At 72.8% G+C, this 16,581-nt stretch carries 13 protein-coding genes; 7 read left to right on the top strand and 6 right to left on the bottom strand.

Going from position 1 to position 16,581, the window contains the following annotated elements:
- Window positions 1–115: 115 nt before the first annotated feature.
- Window positions 116–2,902 (top strand): ATP-binding protein, encoded by a 2,787-nt coding sequence (locus ACRX5S_RS30100; RefSeq protein ID WP_436776309.1) that lies wholly within the window; start codon window positions 116–118, stop codon window positions 2,900–2,902.
- A gap of 233 nt (window positions 2,903–3,135) precedes the next feature.
- Complete coding sequence (locus ACRX5S_RS30095; RefSeq protein WP_436776308.1) at window positions 3,136–3,771, top strand: TetR/AcrR family transcriptional regulator; 636 nt, start codon at window positions 3,136–3,138, stop codon at window positions 3,769–3,771.
- Window positions 3,772–3,907: 136 nt separating this feature from the next.
- Here the strand turns inward: ACRX5S_RS30095 and ACRX5S_RS30090 are convergent, their stop codons facing one another.
- Both ACRX5S_RS30090 and ACRX5S_RS30085 read right to left on the bottom strand, forming a co-directional pair.
- Window positions 3,908–5,056, bottom strand: a complete 1,149-nt coding sequence (locus ACRX5S_RS30090) for a nitronate monooxygenase (protein WP_436776307.1) — start codon at window positions 5,054–5,056, stop codon at window positions 3,908–3,910.
- Between the two features lie 37 nt (window positions 5,057–5,093).
- On the bottom strand, window positions 5,094–6,284 hold the full coding sequence (locus ACRX5S_RS30085) for a thiolase family protein (RefSeq protein ID WP_436776306.1): 1,191 nt from the start codon (window positions 6,282–6,284) through the stop codon (window positions 5,094–5,096).
- A gap of 486 nt (window positions 6,285–6,770) precedes the next feature.
- On the opposite strand from ACRX5S_RS30085, the gene ACRX5S_RS30080 reads away from it, so the two are divergent.
- Window positions 6,771–8,183 (top strand): aldehyde dehydrogenase family protein, encoded by a 1,413-nt coding sequence (locus ACRX5S_RS30080; RefSeq protein WP_436776321.1) that lies wholly within the window; start codon window positions 6,771–6,773, stop codon window positions 8,181–8,183.
- 88 nt (window positions 8,184–8,271) lie between these two features.
- Window positions 8,272–9,300 carry an LLM class F420-dependent oxidoreductase gene (locus ACRX5S_RS30075; protein WP_436776305.1) on the top strand — a complete coding sequence of 343 codons (1,029 nt, stop codon included), beginning with the start codon at window positions 8,272–8,274 and terminating at the stop codon, window positions 9,298–9,300.
- Between the two features lie 39 nt (window positions 9,301–9,339).
- Here ACRX5S_RS30075 and ACRX5S_RS30070 read toward each other — a convergent pair whose 3' ends face one another.
- From ACRX5S_RS30070 to ACRX5S_RS30060, 3 genes are all read right to left on the bottom strand, one after another.
- Window positions 9,340–9,723 carry a VOC family protein gene (locus ACRX5S_RS30070; protein ID WP_436776304.1) on the bottom strand — a complete coding sequence of 128 codons (384 nt, stop codon included), beginning with the start codon at window positions 9,721–9,723 and terminating at the stop codon, window positions 9,340–9,342.
- A 20-nt stretch (window positions 9,724–9,743) separates the two neighbouring features.
- Window positions 9,744–11,381, bottom strand: a complete 1,638-nt coding sequence (locus ACRX5S_RS30065) for a hypothetical protein (RefSeq protein ID WP_436776303.1) — start codon at window positions 11,379–11,381, stop codon at window positions 9,744–9,746.
- A gap of 186 nt (window positions 11,382–11,567) precedes the next feature.
- Window positions 11,568–12,167, bottom strand: a complete 600-nt coding sequence (locus ACRX5S_RS30060; protein ID WP_436776302.1) for an HD domain-containing protein — start codon at window positions 12,165–12,167, stop codon at window positions 11,568–11,570.
- A 635-nt stretch (window positions 12,168–12,802) separates the two neighbouring features.
- Between ACRX5S_RS30060 and ACRX5S_RS30055 the strand changes: the two genes are divergently transcribed.
- A complete protein-coding gene (locus tag ACRX5S_RS30055; RefSeq protein ID WP_436776301.1) occupies window positions 12,803–13,477 on the top strand; it encodes a hypothetical protein in 675 nt (224 codons plus the stop codon).
- A gap of 119 nt (window positions 13,478–13,596) precedes the next feature.
- On the top strand, window positions 13,597–14,382 hold the full coding sequence (locus ACRX5S_RS30050; protein WP_436776300.1) for a nucleoside/nucleotide kinase family protein: 786 nt from the start codon (window positions 13,597–13,599) through the stop codon (window positions 14,380–14,382).
- A gap of 34 nt (window positions 14,383–14,416) precedes the next feature.
- On the opposite strand, the gene ACRX5S_RS30045 is transcribed toward ACRX5S_RS30050, so the two are convergent.
- Window positions 14,417–14,791, bottom strand: coding sequence for a hypothetical protein (locus ACRX5S_RS30045; RefSeq protein ID WP_436776299.1), 375 nt, complete (start codon window positions 14,789–14,791; stop codon window positions 14,417–14,419).
- A 215-nt stretch (window positions 14,792–15,006) separates the two neighbouring features.
- Here ACRX5S_RS30045 and ACRX5S_RS30040 point away from each other — a divergent pair, with 215 nt between their 5' ends.
- Complete coding sequence (locus ACRX5S_RS30040; RefSeq protein ID WP_436776298.1) at window positions 15,007–16,545, top strand: acyl-CoA synthetase; 1,539 nt, start codon at window positions 15,007–15,009, stop codon at window positions 16,543–16,545.
- The last annotated feature ends 36 nt before the right edge of the window (window positions 16,546–16,581 follow it).

Below are 16,581 nucleotides of genomic sequence, written 5' to 3'. Positions count from 1 at the left end.
ACGGACGATCACGGCGCCGGGAATCGGTCGCGTATAGGTACTTGCCGCGCGGCCCCGGCCGGCCAATAGGTACGCCCTTCGCCGGACGGGCAATCCGGCAGGTAACGTGCCGGGCATGATGCACGGGAGGACCGCGGAACGCGCCGCCGTCGAAGCGCTGCTCGCCGACGCGCGCGAGGGGGCCAGCGGCGTGCTCGTCGTCCGCGGCGAACCCGGCATCGGCAAGACGATGCTCCTCGCGAGCGCCGTCGACACGGCGGAGGCCGCCGGGATGCCGGTGGTCCGCGGCAGCGGCGTCGAGTTCGAGGCCGAGCTGCCGTACGCCGGGCTCTCGCTCCTCCTCCGCCCCGCCCTCGCCCACCTGCCCGCCCTTCCCGAACCGCAGCGCCGCGCGCTCGACGCCGCCCTCGGGCTGGCCGCGGGCGAGGCCCCCGAGCCGATGTTCGTCGGCCTCGCCGTACTGACCCTGCTCTCCGAGTACGCGGGCGACGGGCCGCTCCTCTGCCTCGTCGACGACGCGCAGTGGCTCGACCGCGTCTCGTCCGACGCCCTGGTCTTCGCGGCCCGGCGCCTGCACGCCGAGGGCATCGCCATGGTGTTCGGCGCGCGCGACGGCGAAGGCTCGTTCCCCGCACCCGGGTTGCCCGAACTGCGCCTCACCGGGCTGCCGCCCGCCGACGCCGGCGCACTCCTCGACGCCCACGCCGCCGACCTGTCGCCGACCGCGCGCTACCGCGTCCTCGCCGAAGCGGGAGGCAACCCGCTCGCGTTGCGCGAACTGCCGGTCGCGCTCGCGGGTGACAACCCGTCAGCCGTCTTCCGCCCCGGTGCCCTTCCGCTCACGAGCCGCCTGCAACTGGCGTTCCACGGGCAGGTGAGCAGGCTGCCGAGCGCCACGCAGACGCTCCTCCTGCTCGCCGCGCTGGACGACTCGGGCGACATCGGCGTGGTGCTGCGCGCCGCCGAACCACTCGGCGCGGCCGCGAGCGACCTCGAACCGGCCGACGCCGCAGGGCTGTTGAGCGTCGTCGACGGTACGCCGCGCTTCCGCCACCCGCTGATCCGCGCGGCCGTGCACCAACGCGCGCCGCTCGACCGCCGGTTGGCGGCGCACCGGGCCCTGGCCGACGCGTTGCGCACCCCGGACCAGGCCGACCGCCGGGCCTGGCAGCTCGCCGCCGCGTCGACCGGGCCGGACGAGGGTGTCGCCGACGCCCTGGACGCCACCGCCGACCGGGCGCGCGAGCGCGGCGGATACGGGGCGGCGGCACGGGCGTACGAGTACGCCGCACGCCTGACGGTCGATCAGGACCGGCGCGTGCACCGGCTCGCACTCGCCGCACAGTGGGCGTCCGAGGCCGGAGAGCTCGACAGGGCAAGGGAGTTCGCGTCCCGCAGCGCCGCCCAGGCGAAGGATCCGAAGGTACGCGCGACGCTCGCCCTCGTCCACGGCCTCGCCGACTTCTGGCACGGCGCGTTCCCCAGCGCGCACAAGACGCTGGTCGGCGCCGCCGAGGACGTGGCCGACATCGAGCCCGGTGCGGCCGCCCGGCTCCTGGTCCAGGCGCTGCACACCGCGTGGTACATCAACGAGGACGAACTCCAGGCCACGGTGGTCCGGTTGAACGCCCTCATGCTGCCCGACGACGACCCGATCGGCCCCGTGGCGCGCTACCTCGTCGACTGCCTCGCCGTCGGCCCGGCCCGACAGACCCCGGACTCGGACGACCGAGCCGCGCCTCCCGCGAACCCCACTCCCCCGCTCGCCGACGCCGTCGCCGCCGCGCGCGCCGCCGGAACCGTGGACGCCCGCGTCCTCCAGATGCTCTGCGGCGTCGCACTCACCCAGGGCCAGGACACCGACGCCTACGACCTCGCCGCCGAACTCGTCGCGGAGAGCCGCCGCCAGGGCGGCATCGGACGCCTCCCCACGCTCCTGTTCTTCCAGGTCGAGGCCGAGATCTTCGACGGACGGCACGCCGAAGCGCTGGCAACTGCCAGTGAGGCACTGGGCTTTGCCCATGACACCGGGCAACAGCAGTGGGTCAGCCAGTTCCACAGCGTGCTCGCCCTCGTCCGCGCGGTCGAGGGCGACGAGGACGCCTGCCGCCGCGCCGCGGACGAGTCGCTGGCCACCGGCGCGGGCGGGGCCATGGCCCCGGGCATGCCCTGGACGTACTGGGCAATGGGCCTGCTGGACCTGGGACTCGGCCGGGCCGCCTCCGCGGTCACGCGTCTTGGGCAACTGACCCGGGAGCCGCTGCGCCACCACATCTGCTCGACCCGCAGCACGCCGGACCTCGTCGAGGCCGCCGTCCGCATCGGCGAACCGGAGCGGGCCGCCGAGCAGTTCGCGCGCTACCAGGAGTGGGCTGGGCGCGTGCGGCGCCCGTGGGCGGACGCGATGGTGCTGCGCTGCCGGGCCCTGCTCGCCGACGACGCCGACGCCGAGGAGCTGTGGACGTCGGCCCTCGCCCTCCACGACCCCGAACGCCGCGTCATGGAACGCGCCCGCACGGCACTGCTGTTCGGCGAGTGGCTGCGCCGCATGCGCCGCAAGTCCGACGCGCGCGAGCACCTGCGCCTCGCCCTGGAGGACTTCGAACGCATGGGCGCGCGGCCGTGGGCGGAGCGCGCGCGTACCGAACTCGACGCCACCGGGTCGGGCGGCGCGAACCGCAACGCCGCCGCCAACGTGTCGCCCAACGGGGCGGCGGCGGTGCTGACGCCCCAGGAACTCCAGATCACCCGGCTCGCCGCGCAGGGCCTGTCCAACCGGGACATCGCCGCGCAGTTGTTCCTCAGCCCGCGCACGGTCGGACACCACCTCTACAAGGCCTACCCGAAGCTGGGCATCCTGTCGCGCACCGAACTCGCGGGCATCCCGGACCTCGTGCCGTGACCGGAAGGGTTCACCTGTTCCCGCCGACCAGCGCGGCCACAGCACCGGCGGCAGGCACGTGCGCGCGGCAGGCCCCTCACGCCGCACTCCCCCTGCGCGTAGCGTTGCCTGACGGGGCGTCATTGAACGCCTGCATCACACCGGCTCCCCCGCTACCCGTAGCGAACGCTCGCTAGACTCTGGATCCGGGCCGCCCCGCGTCGCGCGGGCGGCGGTGGATCGGAGGACGGGCGATGGCCGAGCTGGTGACGGATCTGCGAGCCGACGGCCACACCGACTGGCGTGCGTACGAGCCGATCAAGCTGCCGCCCATCCTGGCCGCGTCGCTCGACGCCTTCGACGAACACGGTTACCACGGCACCACCGTGCGCGACATCGCGCGCCGGGTCGGCGTCACCGTCCCGGCGCTGTACTACCACTACCAGAACAAGCAGGCGCTGCTGGTCGAATTGCTGCTCGGTTCGATGAACGCCGTGCTGGGCCGCTGCCGTACGGCCGTCGCGGAGGCCGGGGACCACCCGGTCGACCGCTTCTCGGCGCTCGTCGAGTGCATAGTGCTGTATATGGCGAACCGGGCGCCGATGGCGTTCCTGGACACCGAGATGCGCAGCCTTGAACCGGAGAACCGGGCGCACTACATCTCCTTGCGCGACGAGTTGGAGGCGCTCGTGCAGTCGAGTGTCCGCGACGCCGTCGAGATGGGCGAGTTCACCACCCCGTATCCGGTGGACGCCGGGCGCGCGGTGCTCACGATGGCGCAGGCCGTGGCCAACTGGTACCGGATGGACGGCCCCCTGACGCCCCAGCAGATCGCGGACCGGTACGTCGTGATCGCCCTCGCGAGCGTCGGCCACCGCCCCAAGGGCTGACGCCGGAGCACCCGCGGGGCGGCAGCAAACACAGGAGCAAACGCAGCGGCGGAGCACAAGCGGCAGAGCTCAGCCGCGGAGCGCAATCGCACAGCGCAATCGCGGAGCCCAGCCGCGAAACGCGGTCGCGGAACGCTCACTCCGCCAGGAACGCGCCCGCCCGCTCGACGGCTTCGGCGAACTCCTCGGCCATGGAGTACACGACCTCGCGCACGGGCCGCACCCGGTTCATCATGCCGACGCCCTGCCCGACGAAGTACGTCGCCAACTCCCGCGCCCCCTCGTGGCCGCCCTCAGCGAGCCGGTCCACGCACCGCAACGCCGGTTCGCTGAGCAGGGATTGGATCGGCATGGGCAGCGCGTCGGGCGCCTCCGGCGCGTCCCACGCGTCGGTCCACGCGGACCGGAGCTGCCGGCACGGCTTTCCGGTACGCGAGCGCGAGCGCACCGTGTCGCTCGACGTCGCCGCGACGAACTTGGCCTTGGTGGCGGGCGCGGTCTCCGCCTCCTCGCAGGTGAGCCAGACCGACCCCGTCCACACGCCGGCCGCGCCCAGGGCCAGGGCCGCCGCCATCTGGGCGCCGTTGACGATGCCGCCGGCCGCGAGGACGGGCACCGGCTCGCGCCCGTTCACCACGGCCGCCTCGGCCACGGCGTCCACGACCTCGGGCACGAGGACCATGGTCGCCACCTCGCCGACGTGTCCGCCCGCCTCGGTGCCCTGCGCGACGATGAGGTCGACGCCCGCCTCGACCTGGCGTACCGCATGCCGCCGGGTGCCGACGAGCGCGGCGACCGCCACGCCCTCGGCCTTGCCACGCGCGACCATGTCGTCGGGCGGGACGCCGAGCGCGTTCGCGATCAGCCGGATGGGGTGGGCGAACGCGATGTCGAGGCAGTCGCGGGCGTGTTCCTCGGTCAATCCGGGACGGCGGCGCTGCCCCGCAGCGGGCGGCTCGGGTGGCTCCACGCCGTGCGAGGCCAGCAACTCGCCCACGAATCCGCGGTGTTCGGACGGAATGCGGTCCCACAGACCGACCGGATCGCCCCCCTCGCCCTTGCCCGCGTAGGTGGCGGGGGCGATGAGGTCGACGCCGTACGGCCGTCCGGCGACGTGCGCGTCGATCCAGTCGAGTTCGTGTTCGAGCTGGTCCGGGGTGTGCGACGCCGCGCCGAGGACGCCGAAGCCGCCTGCGTTCGTCACCGCGGCGACGACGTCGCGGCAGTGACTGAACGCGAGCAACGGCAGGTCGATGCCGAGCAGTTCGGTGACCGGTGTACGCACGGGCGACCTCCTCGACCGAAACCCCTCCGACGCCCCGTCAGAGTCGTTCGATGATGGTGGCGTTCGCCATGCCGCCGCCCTCGCACATCGTCTGGAGCCCGTACCTCCCGCCGGTGGCCTCCAGCACGCCCAGCATCGTCGCCAGGATGCGGCCGCCGGACGCGCCGAGCGGGTGGCCGACAGCGATCGCGCCGCCCCGGATGTTGGTCTTCTCCAGGTCGGCCCCGGTGTCCTTGGCCCAGGCCAGCGGAACCGGCGCGAACGCCTCGTTGACCTCGAAGACGTCGATGTCGTCGACCGAGAGGCCGGACCGCTCCAGGATCTTGCGGGTGGCCGGGATGACGCCGGTCAGCATGAGCAGCGGGTCGTCGCCGGTGACCGCGAACGCGTGGAAGCGGGCCCGCGGGGTCAGGCCGAGCGCGTTCGCCTTCTCCTCGCTCATGATGAGCACCGCCGATGCGCCGTCCGTGAGCGGAGACGAATTCCCGGGCGTGATATGCCAGTTGATCTCCGGGAACCGCTGCGCCATCGCCTCGTTGAAGAAGGCCGGCTTCAGCCCGCCCAGCCCCTCGACGGTGGTCGACGCGCGGATCGTCTCGTCGCGGTCGAAGACGACGTCGGCGCCGTCCGGCCCCACCACGTGGACCGGCACGATCTCGCGGTCGAACGCCCCGGACGCGGCGGCCTCGGCGGCGAGGCGGTGCGAGCGCGCGGAGAACTCGTCCAGCGTCTCGCGGTCGAACTTCCAGCGGGCGGCGATGAGTTCCGCCGAGTAGCCCTGCGGGACGAGCCCGTCCGGATAGCGCACCGCAAGCGGTTCCAGCGGATTGCGGCCCTGCGCGGTGAAGCCCATCGGCACCCGGCTCATCGACTCGACGCCCGCCGCGATGGCGATGTCGTACGCCCCGGCGATCACGCCCTGTGCCGCGAAGTGCGCGGCCTGCTGGCTCGACCCGCACTGCCGGTCCACGGTGGTGCCGGGCACCGACTCGGGGAAGCCCGCGGCGAGCACCGCGTTGCGTGCGATGTTGAGCGCCTGGTCGCCGCCCTGCGAGACACACCCGGTGATGACGTCGTCGACCAGCGCGGGGTCGAGGCCGTTGCGGTCGACCAGGTGCCGCAGCACGTCCGCGAGCAGGGCGACGGGGTGCGTGCCGGACAGCGCTCCCCCGGGCTTGCCTTTGCCGGAGGCCGTGCGTACGGCGTCGACGATCACTGCGGTGGCCATGGGGTGGAATCTCCCTCGACGCAGAGTTATTGAACGATCGTTCAGGTCACCCTAGCCCGCCCGGACCGAGCCCTGTCAAGACACCAACCGACTTAAGGGACGGAAATCCGACCACTGGGTCGGCATCAATTCCGGGCCCGCGGCAGCCCGTTCACGAGCACCTTCGCGACCCCGCGCACGACCCCCGCACGACACCGCACGACACGGTTCACCACGCCGTTCACCACGCCGGTCGCCACGCCGTCCACCCCCACCCGCGTCCCGTCCCCGACGCCCGCGCCCCACCGCCGCATGCCGCACACCACACCGACTGCACACCGCGCACTCTGGACTTCGTACGCCTGTGCGGCAATCGTCACTCTCAGCGTGTGCCTCATCCGGCGCGGCCTCCCCCCCGAGGCGGCCCGGACGCACCACCACCGGCAGGACCCAGCGAAACCCAGCGAAACGGAGACACCCATGACGCAGGCCGCCACCGCGCCCGGCATGACCACCCCCGGCATGACCATCGGCGGGGAAGCCGTCGCCACCTCCGCCACGATCGGGGTCGTCAACCCCGCCACCGGGGCGGTCTTCGCCGAGGCCCCCGACTGCACCCGCGAGCAGCTCGACACCGCCTTCACCGCCGCCGCCGAGGCCTTCACCACGTGGCGCCGTGACGAGGACGCCCGCCGCGAGGCCCTGCGCGCCTGCGCCAAAGCCATCGTCGAACGGGCCGACGACATCGCCCCGATCCTCACCGCCGAGCAGGGCAAGCCCCTCGGCGACGCGGTCCGCGAGGTGCACACCGGCGCGGCCTGGCTGAACTACTACGCCGACCTCGACCTCCCGCGCGAGATCATCAAGGACGACGCCACCAGCCTGGTCGAGGTGGTCCGCCGCCCGCTCGGCCCGGTCGCCGCCATCACCCCGTGGAACTTCCCCCTGACCATGGCGTTCTGGAAGATCGCCCCGGCGCTCCGGGCCGGGAACACCGTGGTGATCAAGCCCTCGCCGTACACCCCGCTGTCCACGCTGCTCATCGGCGAGATCCTGCGGGACGTCCTGCCCGCGGGCGTCGTCAACGCGGTCAGCGGCGGCGACGAGCTGGGCCGCTGGATGACCTCGCACCCGCTGGCCCGCAAGATCAGCTTCACCGGCTCGGTCGAGACCGGCAAGCACGTCGCCGCGTCCGCCGCCCCCGACCTCAAGCGCGTCACCCTCGAACTCGGCGGCAACGACGCCGCGATCGTCCTCGACGACGCCGACGTGTCGGCCATCGCCGGAAAGATCTTCTGGAGCGCGTTCGCCAACAACGGCCAGGTCTGCGCCGCGGTCAAGCGCGTGTACGTGCCCGAGGCGCTGCACGACGACCTCGTCGAGGCACTCGCCGCCCAGGCCCGCGCGGTCAAGGTCGGCGAGGGCACCGCCGAGGGCGTGCAACTCGGCCCGGTCAACAACCGGCCGCAGTACGAGCGGGTCAGCGGCCTGGTCGCCGACGCGCTCGCCGGCGGCGCCAAGGCCGCGGCCGGCGGCAGCCCGCTCACCGTCGGCGAGGGCGGCGGCTACTTCTTCGAGCCCACCGTCCTCGCGGGGCTGTCCGACGGCGCGCGCATCGTCGACGAGGAGCAGTTCGGCCCGGCGCTGCCCGTCGTGGCGTACCGCGACCTCGAAGCCACCGTCGACCGGGTCAACGCCGGACGCTTCGGCCTGGGCGGCTCGGTGTGGTCCGGCGACGGCGACCGCGCCGCCGACGTCGCCGCGCGCCTGGACGTCGGCACCGCCTGGGTCAACACGCACCTGTCGCTGTCTCCCGCCCAGCCGTTCGGCGGGGCAAAGTGGAGCGGCATCGGCGTCGAGAACGGACCTTGGGGGCTGTACGGCTTCACCGAGACGCGCGTGGTCCACCGCGCGCGCTGACCCGGCGCCGACGGCGGCGGCCCCGCGCGGGTGCGCGGACGGCCGCTCCATCGACACGAGCGGGCGCAGGCCCGAGGAGGAGTGATCCGTGCGGCTGGCAACCTTCCTTCAGTACGCGGGCGACGTCCGGGCCACCGTCGATCAGGCGGTGGCCCTGGAGGACGCGGGGATCGACATGGTCTTCGTGGCCGAGGTCTACGGCTTTGACGCGCCCACGGTTCTCGGCTTCCTCGCGGCCCGCACCCGACACGTGTCGATCGGGTCCGGGATCCTGCCGATCTACTCGCGCACGCCCGCGCTGATCGCGCAGACCGCCGCCGGACTCGACGCGGTGTCCGGCGGCCGCGCGGTCCTGGGCCTCGGCGCGTCGGGCCCGCAGGTGATCGAGGGATGGCACGGCGTGCCGTACGACCGTCCGCTCGAACGCACCCGCGAGATCGTCGGGCTGTGCCGCCGCATCTGGCGGCGCGAGGTCGTCACCAACGACGGCCTGTACCCGATGCCGCTGCCCGCCGGGCAGGGCACCGGGCTCGGCAAGCCGCTGAAGATGCTGACCCGCCCGGTCCGCGACCGAATCCCCGTGTACCTGGCGGCACTTGGCGAGAAGAACGTCCGGATGACCGCCGAAATCGCGGACGGCTGGCTGCCGTTCCTGTTCCTGCCGGAACGCGCGGACCGGGTCTGGGGCAAGGCGCTCGCCGAGGGCACCGCCCTGCGCGACCCCGAACTCGGGCCGCTGGAAACGGTCGCCGGCGGCCTGCTGGCGATCGGCGACGACGTCGCGGCGCTGCGCGACCTCGCCCGACCGAACACCGCGCTGTACGTGGGCGGCATGGGCGCCAAGGGCCGCAACTTCTACAACGACGTGGTGCGCAAGTACGGCTTCGAGGCGGAAGCCCGGCGCGTACAGGAGCTCTACCTCGACGGGCACAAGCAGGAGGCGATGGCGGCGCTGCCCGACGAACTCATCGAGCTGACCAACCTGATCGGGCCCGAGTCGTGGGTCCGCGAACGGGTGGCCGCCTACCGGGAGGCAGGCGTGACGGTGCTCAACGTCACCCCGGTCGGTGACGATCCGGCGGCCGACGTACGGAAGTTGAAGGAGATCGCCGGGTAGCCCGACCGAACGCCGGGCGGCGGTACGGAAGCTCGTCCTTCAGCCGTCCGTCGCCACCCGTTCCGCCGCACTGCGCTCCACGCAGAACTCGTTGCCCTCGGGGTCGGACATGACCACCCATCCGGCCCCGTCGGGGCGGCGGCGGTCGTCGGACACCCTCGCCCCGAGGGCGACGAGCCGGTCGACCTCCTCGTCCCGCGTGCGGTCCTGCGGCTGGAGGTCCAGGTGCAGCCGGTTCTTGACCTCCTTGTCCTCCGGCACCCGGATGAACAGCAGCCCGACCGACGCGCTCTCGACCAGCACCTCGTCGTCGCCCGGCGCGTCCTCGTCGGACCGCCTGCCGCCGACCGCATCGGCCCAGAAGCCCGCGAGGGCGTACGGCTCGCGGCAGTCGAACGTCACATGGCGCACCCAGGAAGTCATACCGGGATACTAACGGCGGATCACCCGCGGCCCGGGGCCCCGGCGTTCGTGGCGGCGATTCGCGTGACCAGCGGCTCCCAAGGCACATCTCCGACGGAGACCAGGCCGAAGTTGCTGTCCTGCCCGTCGTCGGGAGCCGCCCGGCCGCCCGGCGGGGAGTCGACGTAGCGGTACCAGTGGTGGCCCACCACCCACGGCGCCGCGAACAGCGGGTCCACGTACTCGCGGTAGCGGTCGGCGCGGGCGGCCTGCGACTCCTCCACCGGCAGCCCGGCCGGAACCGTGTTCGGCACACCGGCGTCCGCCGCCCGGGCGGAGAACTCGGCGACCAGCACCGGACGCCCGCTCAGCACGTGGAAGTCCCGCAGATCCGGCGCCGCCGGCACCACCGCGCCGCCCGCCTGCGCCTCCGCCCCGGGTGTCGGACGGTAGGCATCGACTGAGAAGACGTCCACGAACTCCCCCGCCACCTGCACCATTTCGGGCGGCGTGGAGTGCGACGTCGCACGTACGCCCAGGATCAGGTGGTTCGGATCCACCGCCCGCAGCGCGGCCGTCGTCACCTCGAAGTACCGCCTCGCCGCGTCCCGCAGGAACCCCTGCGGATCACCGCGGCGCGCCTCGGCGGCGACCCGCCCCGGCGTCCCCTCCGGCTGCGCCAGGTACTCGTCGAGCAGCGTCGTCGGCGCCACGCCGTCGGGGCCCCAGTGCAGTTCGTCGTCCAGGAACCAGCCGAGCAGGCTGGGATCCGTCGAACGCGGCAGCGCCTTCACGCGTACGACCCCCGCCACGTGCGCCTCGAACGCGGGGTCGAACCAGTCCCGAGCGGCGCCGTCGGCGGGTGCCGAAGCGCTCAGGTCGAGCACCGGCGTGTACGCGAACCGCGCTCGGAACAGGTCGGTCTCCGACCACGCCCCCAGCGTGTTGAACCCCCACTCGTCCAGCCGCCGCGCGGCCGTCTCCGCCCACTGCTGCGGGGAGGAGAACCCGGTGGCCACGGTCTCGCAGTAGGGGCAGCGGCCGGTGCCGCGTTCGACGTCCTCCTGGCTGCGCACGGCGTTGACGCCGACCGAGTAGAAGGGCAGCCCGTCCGGTGTGCGGAACAGCCAGCGTCCGTCCGGCCCCTGCACCACGCGGAAGTAGCCCGCATTTGCGGACAGCGGCGGCGCCGCCATGGGCGCCGCGCCCCCCGCACCGAACGGCTTCCGCTCGCCGTCGCCCGGATCGAGCGTGGGGGCCAGCAACGCACCCGCGGTCGCGAGTCCGCCGAGCAACGCGGCGACGAGGACGCCGATGGCGAGCACCCGGAGGCGGCCGCGGGGCAGCCTGACCCGGAACTCACGCCTCGGACGCCGCACGCGGGGGCGGGCGTGCCGGGCGCTGCCGCGCCGACCGCCGGAATCGTCGCCGGGCCCGTGGCCGGATATGTCGCGCGCCGGGTCGCCGGACGATCCACCCGGTGCGCCACCGGGTGAGACACCGGACGGGCCGCCCGGCGGGGCGATCAGCAGCCCGCGTCCGAAAACGCTGCCGGTCGCTGGAGACCTCGCGATGGACGCGCGATCGGCGAACTCCGAGTCATAGGGCACCACTTCGGCACCGCCGGAGGTCACCGCCTCGTCCGGGGGCCGCTCCGCCCCGCGACGCCACCGCCGCATTCCGACTCCCGCCGTCGCCCACGTGCTCGGATCCGTACCAGACCGTGCGCCTTGCGCCGTGCGCGGCGACCTTAGTCCAGATCCGCCACCCCCGACAGCCACCCCCGGGACATACGGCGGCCGCGGGTGTTCGGCGGTCGCCCGGCGGGCCGCCGGTGACCGATCGGGTGGGACGCACGGCGCCGCTCAGCGCACCAGCACCGGGTGGCGGGCCTGGAACGCGAGCCGCAGGTCCGCGTCGGCCGCGATGTCGCCGAGCAGGTCGTCGAGCGCCGCGAACACCGCCCAGCGCGCACGGCCGCCGCCCGCCATCGCCAGGCGGTCGACCACCAGGTCCTCCAGCAGTGCCACGCGCGCGCCCTTCCAGACCTTGTCGGCGAGGCACACCACCAAGTCCTCCAGCGGGAGCCCGGGTTCCGCCCAGGTGCCGTGCGTACAGGCGAAGCGGGCGAGTTCGGCCTCCACGCCGTGCTCGCAGAGGAGTTCATAGCCGCCGAGCTCGTGCGCGTGTCCCGGGCCGGACAGTTCCTCCTGGTGCACGGCCTTGCCGATGTCGTGTGTGGCCGCCCCGAAGAGCACCGTGTCGGCGTCGAACTCAAGCTCCGGGTATTCCCGTTCGATCCATCTCACGATCCGCCAGGCGACGTCGTGCACGAGTCGCAGGTGCGCCGCCAGGCGCGGCGGGGCCCCGACCTTGCAGAGCAGGTCCACCACCCGGTCGGGAAGGGGGCGAGGGTCGGGGTCGCCGTCGTCGGCCAAGACCCGGCGCAACGCTTCGGAAGCCATCCGATAACGGTACGTCACCCCGGCATCGGCACCGTGACCAGTTGCCCGCCGCGCGGTGAACTCGTCCGCACCTGCGCGTATCGGACGACGCGTCAGGACGTGCGGTACGTTGCCCGTCCGGTCCCCGCGGACAGGAGCCGCCGCAATTCCCGGGCAGGCTCCGGGTCATGCCTCCGGGCCGCTTGCCCTACTCGCATCGGCGTGCACACGAACTCCCTTTTTTGATGGGACGGTTCGAGGTCAACACCGGGCGGGCACCCCGAGTGGCCAATCCCCCTTGGCTCCACTTTCGACTGCCTCCGCGTCGCGTTGGCCGCTCCAGTGGCCCTTCGTCGCTCCGGGCGTCCAACCAGACAGCCGGGGCCTGATATCGATCATATTCGATCAGAGAATGACGGCCATATCGACAGTTGGCAACCATTCATTCGGTCAAAATCGATCACCACCCCCATCGGCGACCGCCTCCCCACCCGCTTCCGCCCGTGCCCGACCCCGATTGGGCCATCCGCGCCGCTCGCAAACTCGTTCGGACTAGTCGCGGTGGCAGCCCGCAAGAAATGCGGTCAAGGGTGGGTTGAGGCCGATCGGCCCGAATCCCGAACTCCCCCACCCCCCTCCGAAAGGAACCCTTCGTCATGCGCAGCAAGTGGACTTCCGTCGCCCTGGCCACCGCCCTCAGCGTGTCCGCGGTCGGCGTCGGCGCGGGCGCCGCAACGGCGTTCGTCGACCAGCGCCCCCAGACGCGCGTCGTCCCGGCGGTCCCCGCGGTGCCGGATCCCACGACGCTGATCGGCCAGGTCGGCGACCTGGGCTCGGTGCTCAAGACCGTGTCCGGGCTCACCTCGGCGGCGTCGGTCGAGAAGCCGGACGCCGACCTCCTGGGCGACCGTCTCGAACTCCTCGTCGCCCAGATCGAGAAGCTCCTCAAGTCGCTCGGCGGCGGGGCCGTCCCGCCGGTCGTCCCCGACACCGGCAGCGTGGTCCCCGACACGGGCGGCGTCGTCCCGGACACCGGCAGCGTTGTTCCGGACACGGGCGGCGTGGTCCCCGACACCGGCAGCGTCGTGCCCGCGGCAGGCGGCGTACTGCCCGGCGCCTCGGAGGCGAACACCGGAAAGGCCCTCCCGCTCCCCGGCCTGAGCCTGGAGGACGCGCTGGCCAACCTCAAGAAGAACGCCGAGGCGCTGGTCGCCGCGGCGACCAAGGTCCCGCCGAACGTCGAAGGGGTGAAGACCGCGGTGACCGCGCTGGCCACGGACATCGTCAGCGTACTGACCGCGGCCGTCACGGCGATCGCGCCGCCGGTCTGATCCGCCCACGCCGGACCGGTCACAGACGGCCTGCGCTGCTGCCCCGGATGCCCGCCCAAGACGCGCGTGTCCGGGGCAGTTCGCCGTCGGACGCCGGGACGGATGGCATCCTCCGGTTCATGAGCACCGAGCCCGGGTCCGACCCCGCACCGGCGTCCCGCCCGACACCGCCCTTCGCCGGCAAGGGTCCTGACGCACCGTCCGCCGCGACCGCCGCGACCGCCGCCGCAACGCTCGCCGACCTCGTCGCCGACGTGCTCCCGCTGGTCCCGGCCCCCGCATCCGCGGACTCCGCACGTCCCTCCGGCGCCCGGCGTACTGTCCTCGGCCTCGCGGGTCCGCCCGGCGCCGGCAAGTCGACGCTCGCCCGGCACCTCGTCCGGGAGGTCGAACGGCGGCTCGGCGAGGGGGTCGCGGCGTACGTCCCGCTCGACGGCTTCCACCTCTCCAATGCGCAGCTCGCGCGCATCGGCCGCCTCGACCACAAGGGCGCGCCCGACACCTTCGATGTGTGGGGCTACGCGGCGCTGCTCGCGCGGCTCGCCGCCGAGCGCGGCCACGACATCTACGTCCCCGACTACGACCGCACGCTGCACGAGCCGGTAACCGCCCGGCACCGCGTCGGCCCGGCCACCCGGCTCGTCGTCACCGAGGGCAACTACCTTGCCGCGGACGCTCCGGGGTGGCGTACCGCACGCGAGCACATCGACGTGCTCTGGTACGTCCACGTGCCCGACGGCGTACGCGAATCCCGCCTCGTCGCACGGCAGCTCGCCGGCGGACGGGACGAACCCGCCGCCCACGACTGGGTGGAGCGCAGCGACCGCGCGAACGGCGAGTGGGTCAAGCCCTCGTGGGAGCGCTGCGATCGCGTGGTCGTGCCGCCGTGGCTTTCGGAGATCTGAACCACCGCATAAATCAGGGAAGTTGACCGCAGGTTCACTTGCCGCTGGGAACGTCCATGATCAGGAGCGCGGACGTCGCGACGACACCCACGTAGGCCGCCGCGAAGAACCACCGGACCCAGTCGAAGCGCCGGCTGCGCGGCCACGTCCACACCAGGATCAGCGGCAGGAGCGACAGCAGTCCGAACTCGGCCGCCCGGTCGAGGGCGGCGCTCGCCTCCGGGCACGACGTCTCCACCGGAGTCTCGCAGGAGTCGAAGGCCATGGAGCTGATCGCGAACAACCAGAAGAGCACGAGCGATGCCGGAACGGCCAGGAGCGTCGTCGCAATCGGAGCCACCATCCAGAAGCGGCTCTTGCGCGGACGATTGATCTCGATGGGCGCGGGCGGTGCGGCGGGCAGCGTCATACGACCAGTGAACTCCCGGAGCCACGACGGGACATGAGTACCGGAACTCAGGAGACGTGGGTAGGCCGCCTCGGTTTCGGGGCGCCCCGACGTCGCCCCGACGCCATCCGGACAGCGGTCGTACGCATGCAAACGATCCCGATTTGTCCTCTGTTTGTCATGAGCGAGCGCTAGTACGGTCTCCTCGTCTACCCCCTGCGACGGCGAGGAGTCCGATGTATCCCGGAACGTACGCCCGCACGACGCCCGACAAGCCCGCCGTGATCATGAGCGGTTCCGGCCGCACCCTCACGTACCGCGAACTCGACGAGAACTCCACGCGGCTGGCCCGCCTGCTGCACGAGGCCGGGCTGCGCCGGGGCGACGGCATCGCCCTGCTGTCCGACAACAACCTGCACGCCCTGGAGGTCTACTGGGCGGCGCTGCGCTCCGGGCTGTACGTCACGGCGGTCAACCACCACCTGTCGGCGGACGAGGTCGCGTACATCGTCAACGACTGCGGCGCCCGCGCGCTGATCGTGTCCGCCGCCGTCGGCAGGCTCGGGGAGGCGGTCGCCGCGGCGACGCCGGGCATCGAGGTCAGGCTCGCGTTCGACGGGCCGGTGGTCGGCCACGGCGACTTCGAGGAGGCCCTGAAGGCGGTCTCGGCGGCGCCGCTCGACGACGAGCCGGCCGGGGCGGACATGCTCTACTCCTCGGGAACCACCGGACGTCCCAAGGGCGTTCGCGCCCCGCTCCCGGACCGCCGCATCCACGAGAAGGGTGACACGCTCGTCGCGGTCTTCGCGGCGATCTACGGCTTCGACCAGGACACCGTCTACCTGTCCCCCGCGCCCGTCTACCACGCGGCGCCGCTGCGTTTCATCAGCCTCGTGCACCGCACCGGCGGCACCGCGGTGATCATGGAACGCTTCGACGCGGAAGCCTCGCTCGCGCTCATCGAGGAGCACGGCATCACGCACAGCCAGTGGGTCCCGACGATGTTCGTACGCGCCCTCAAGCTCCCGGAGGAGGTGCGCGGCCGTTACGACCTGACGTCCCTGAGAGTGGCCATCCACGCGGCGGCGCCGTGCCCGGTGGAGGTGAAGCGGGCGATGATCGACTGGTGGGGGCCGGTGCTCTACGAGTACTACGCGGCGACCGAGGCCAACGGGGTGACGCTCATCGACTCGGCGCAGTGGCTCGACAAGCCCGGTTCGGTGGGCCGGGCGGCGCTCGGGGTGATCCGGATCTGCGACGACGAGGGCACCGAGCTGCCGCCGGGCTCCGTGGGCACGGTGTACTTCGAGCGCGAGGAGGTGCCGTTCAGGTACCACGGCGACGAGGACAAGACGCGTGAGGCGCAGCACCCCGTGCACGAAACGTGGTCGACCACGGGCGACGTCGGCTACGTGGACGAGGACGGCTACCTGTTCCTCACCGACCGCAAGGCGTACATGATCATCTCCGGCGGGGTGAACATCTACCCGCAGGAGGTCGAGGACGCGTTGGCGCTGCACCCGAAGGTCGACGACGTCGCGGTGATCGGACTCCCGGACGAGGACCTGGGCGAGCAGGTCAAGGCCGTCGTGCAGGCCGCGCCCGGGGCCGAGACGGGGCCCGAACTGGAGCGCGAGCTCATCGACTTCGTACGGGAGCGCATCGCGCACTACAAGGCACCGCGCAGCGTCGACTTCGTGGACGAGCTGCCGCGCACGCCAACCGGCAAGCTGCTCAAGCGGGTCGTCAAGGCGCGGTACGGGGCCTCCGCCTGACGGGGGGCGGGCGTACCGGCGGCGCCGGGGTGGGCG

The sequence above is a fragment of the Yinghuangia sp. YIM S09857 genome, assembly GCF_051388915.1.
GTDB lineage: Bacteria > Actinomycetota > Actinomycetes > Streptomycetales > Streptomycetaceae > Yinghuangia.
The sequence above is the reverse complement of the archived record's forward strand: the minus strand, read 5'-3'. Positions and strand labels throughout refer to the sequence as shown.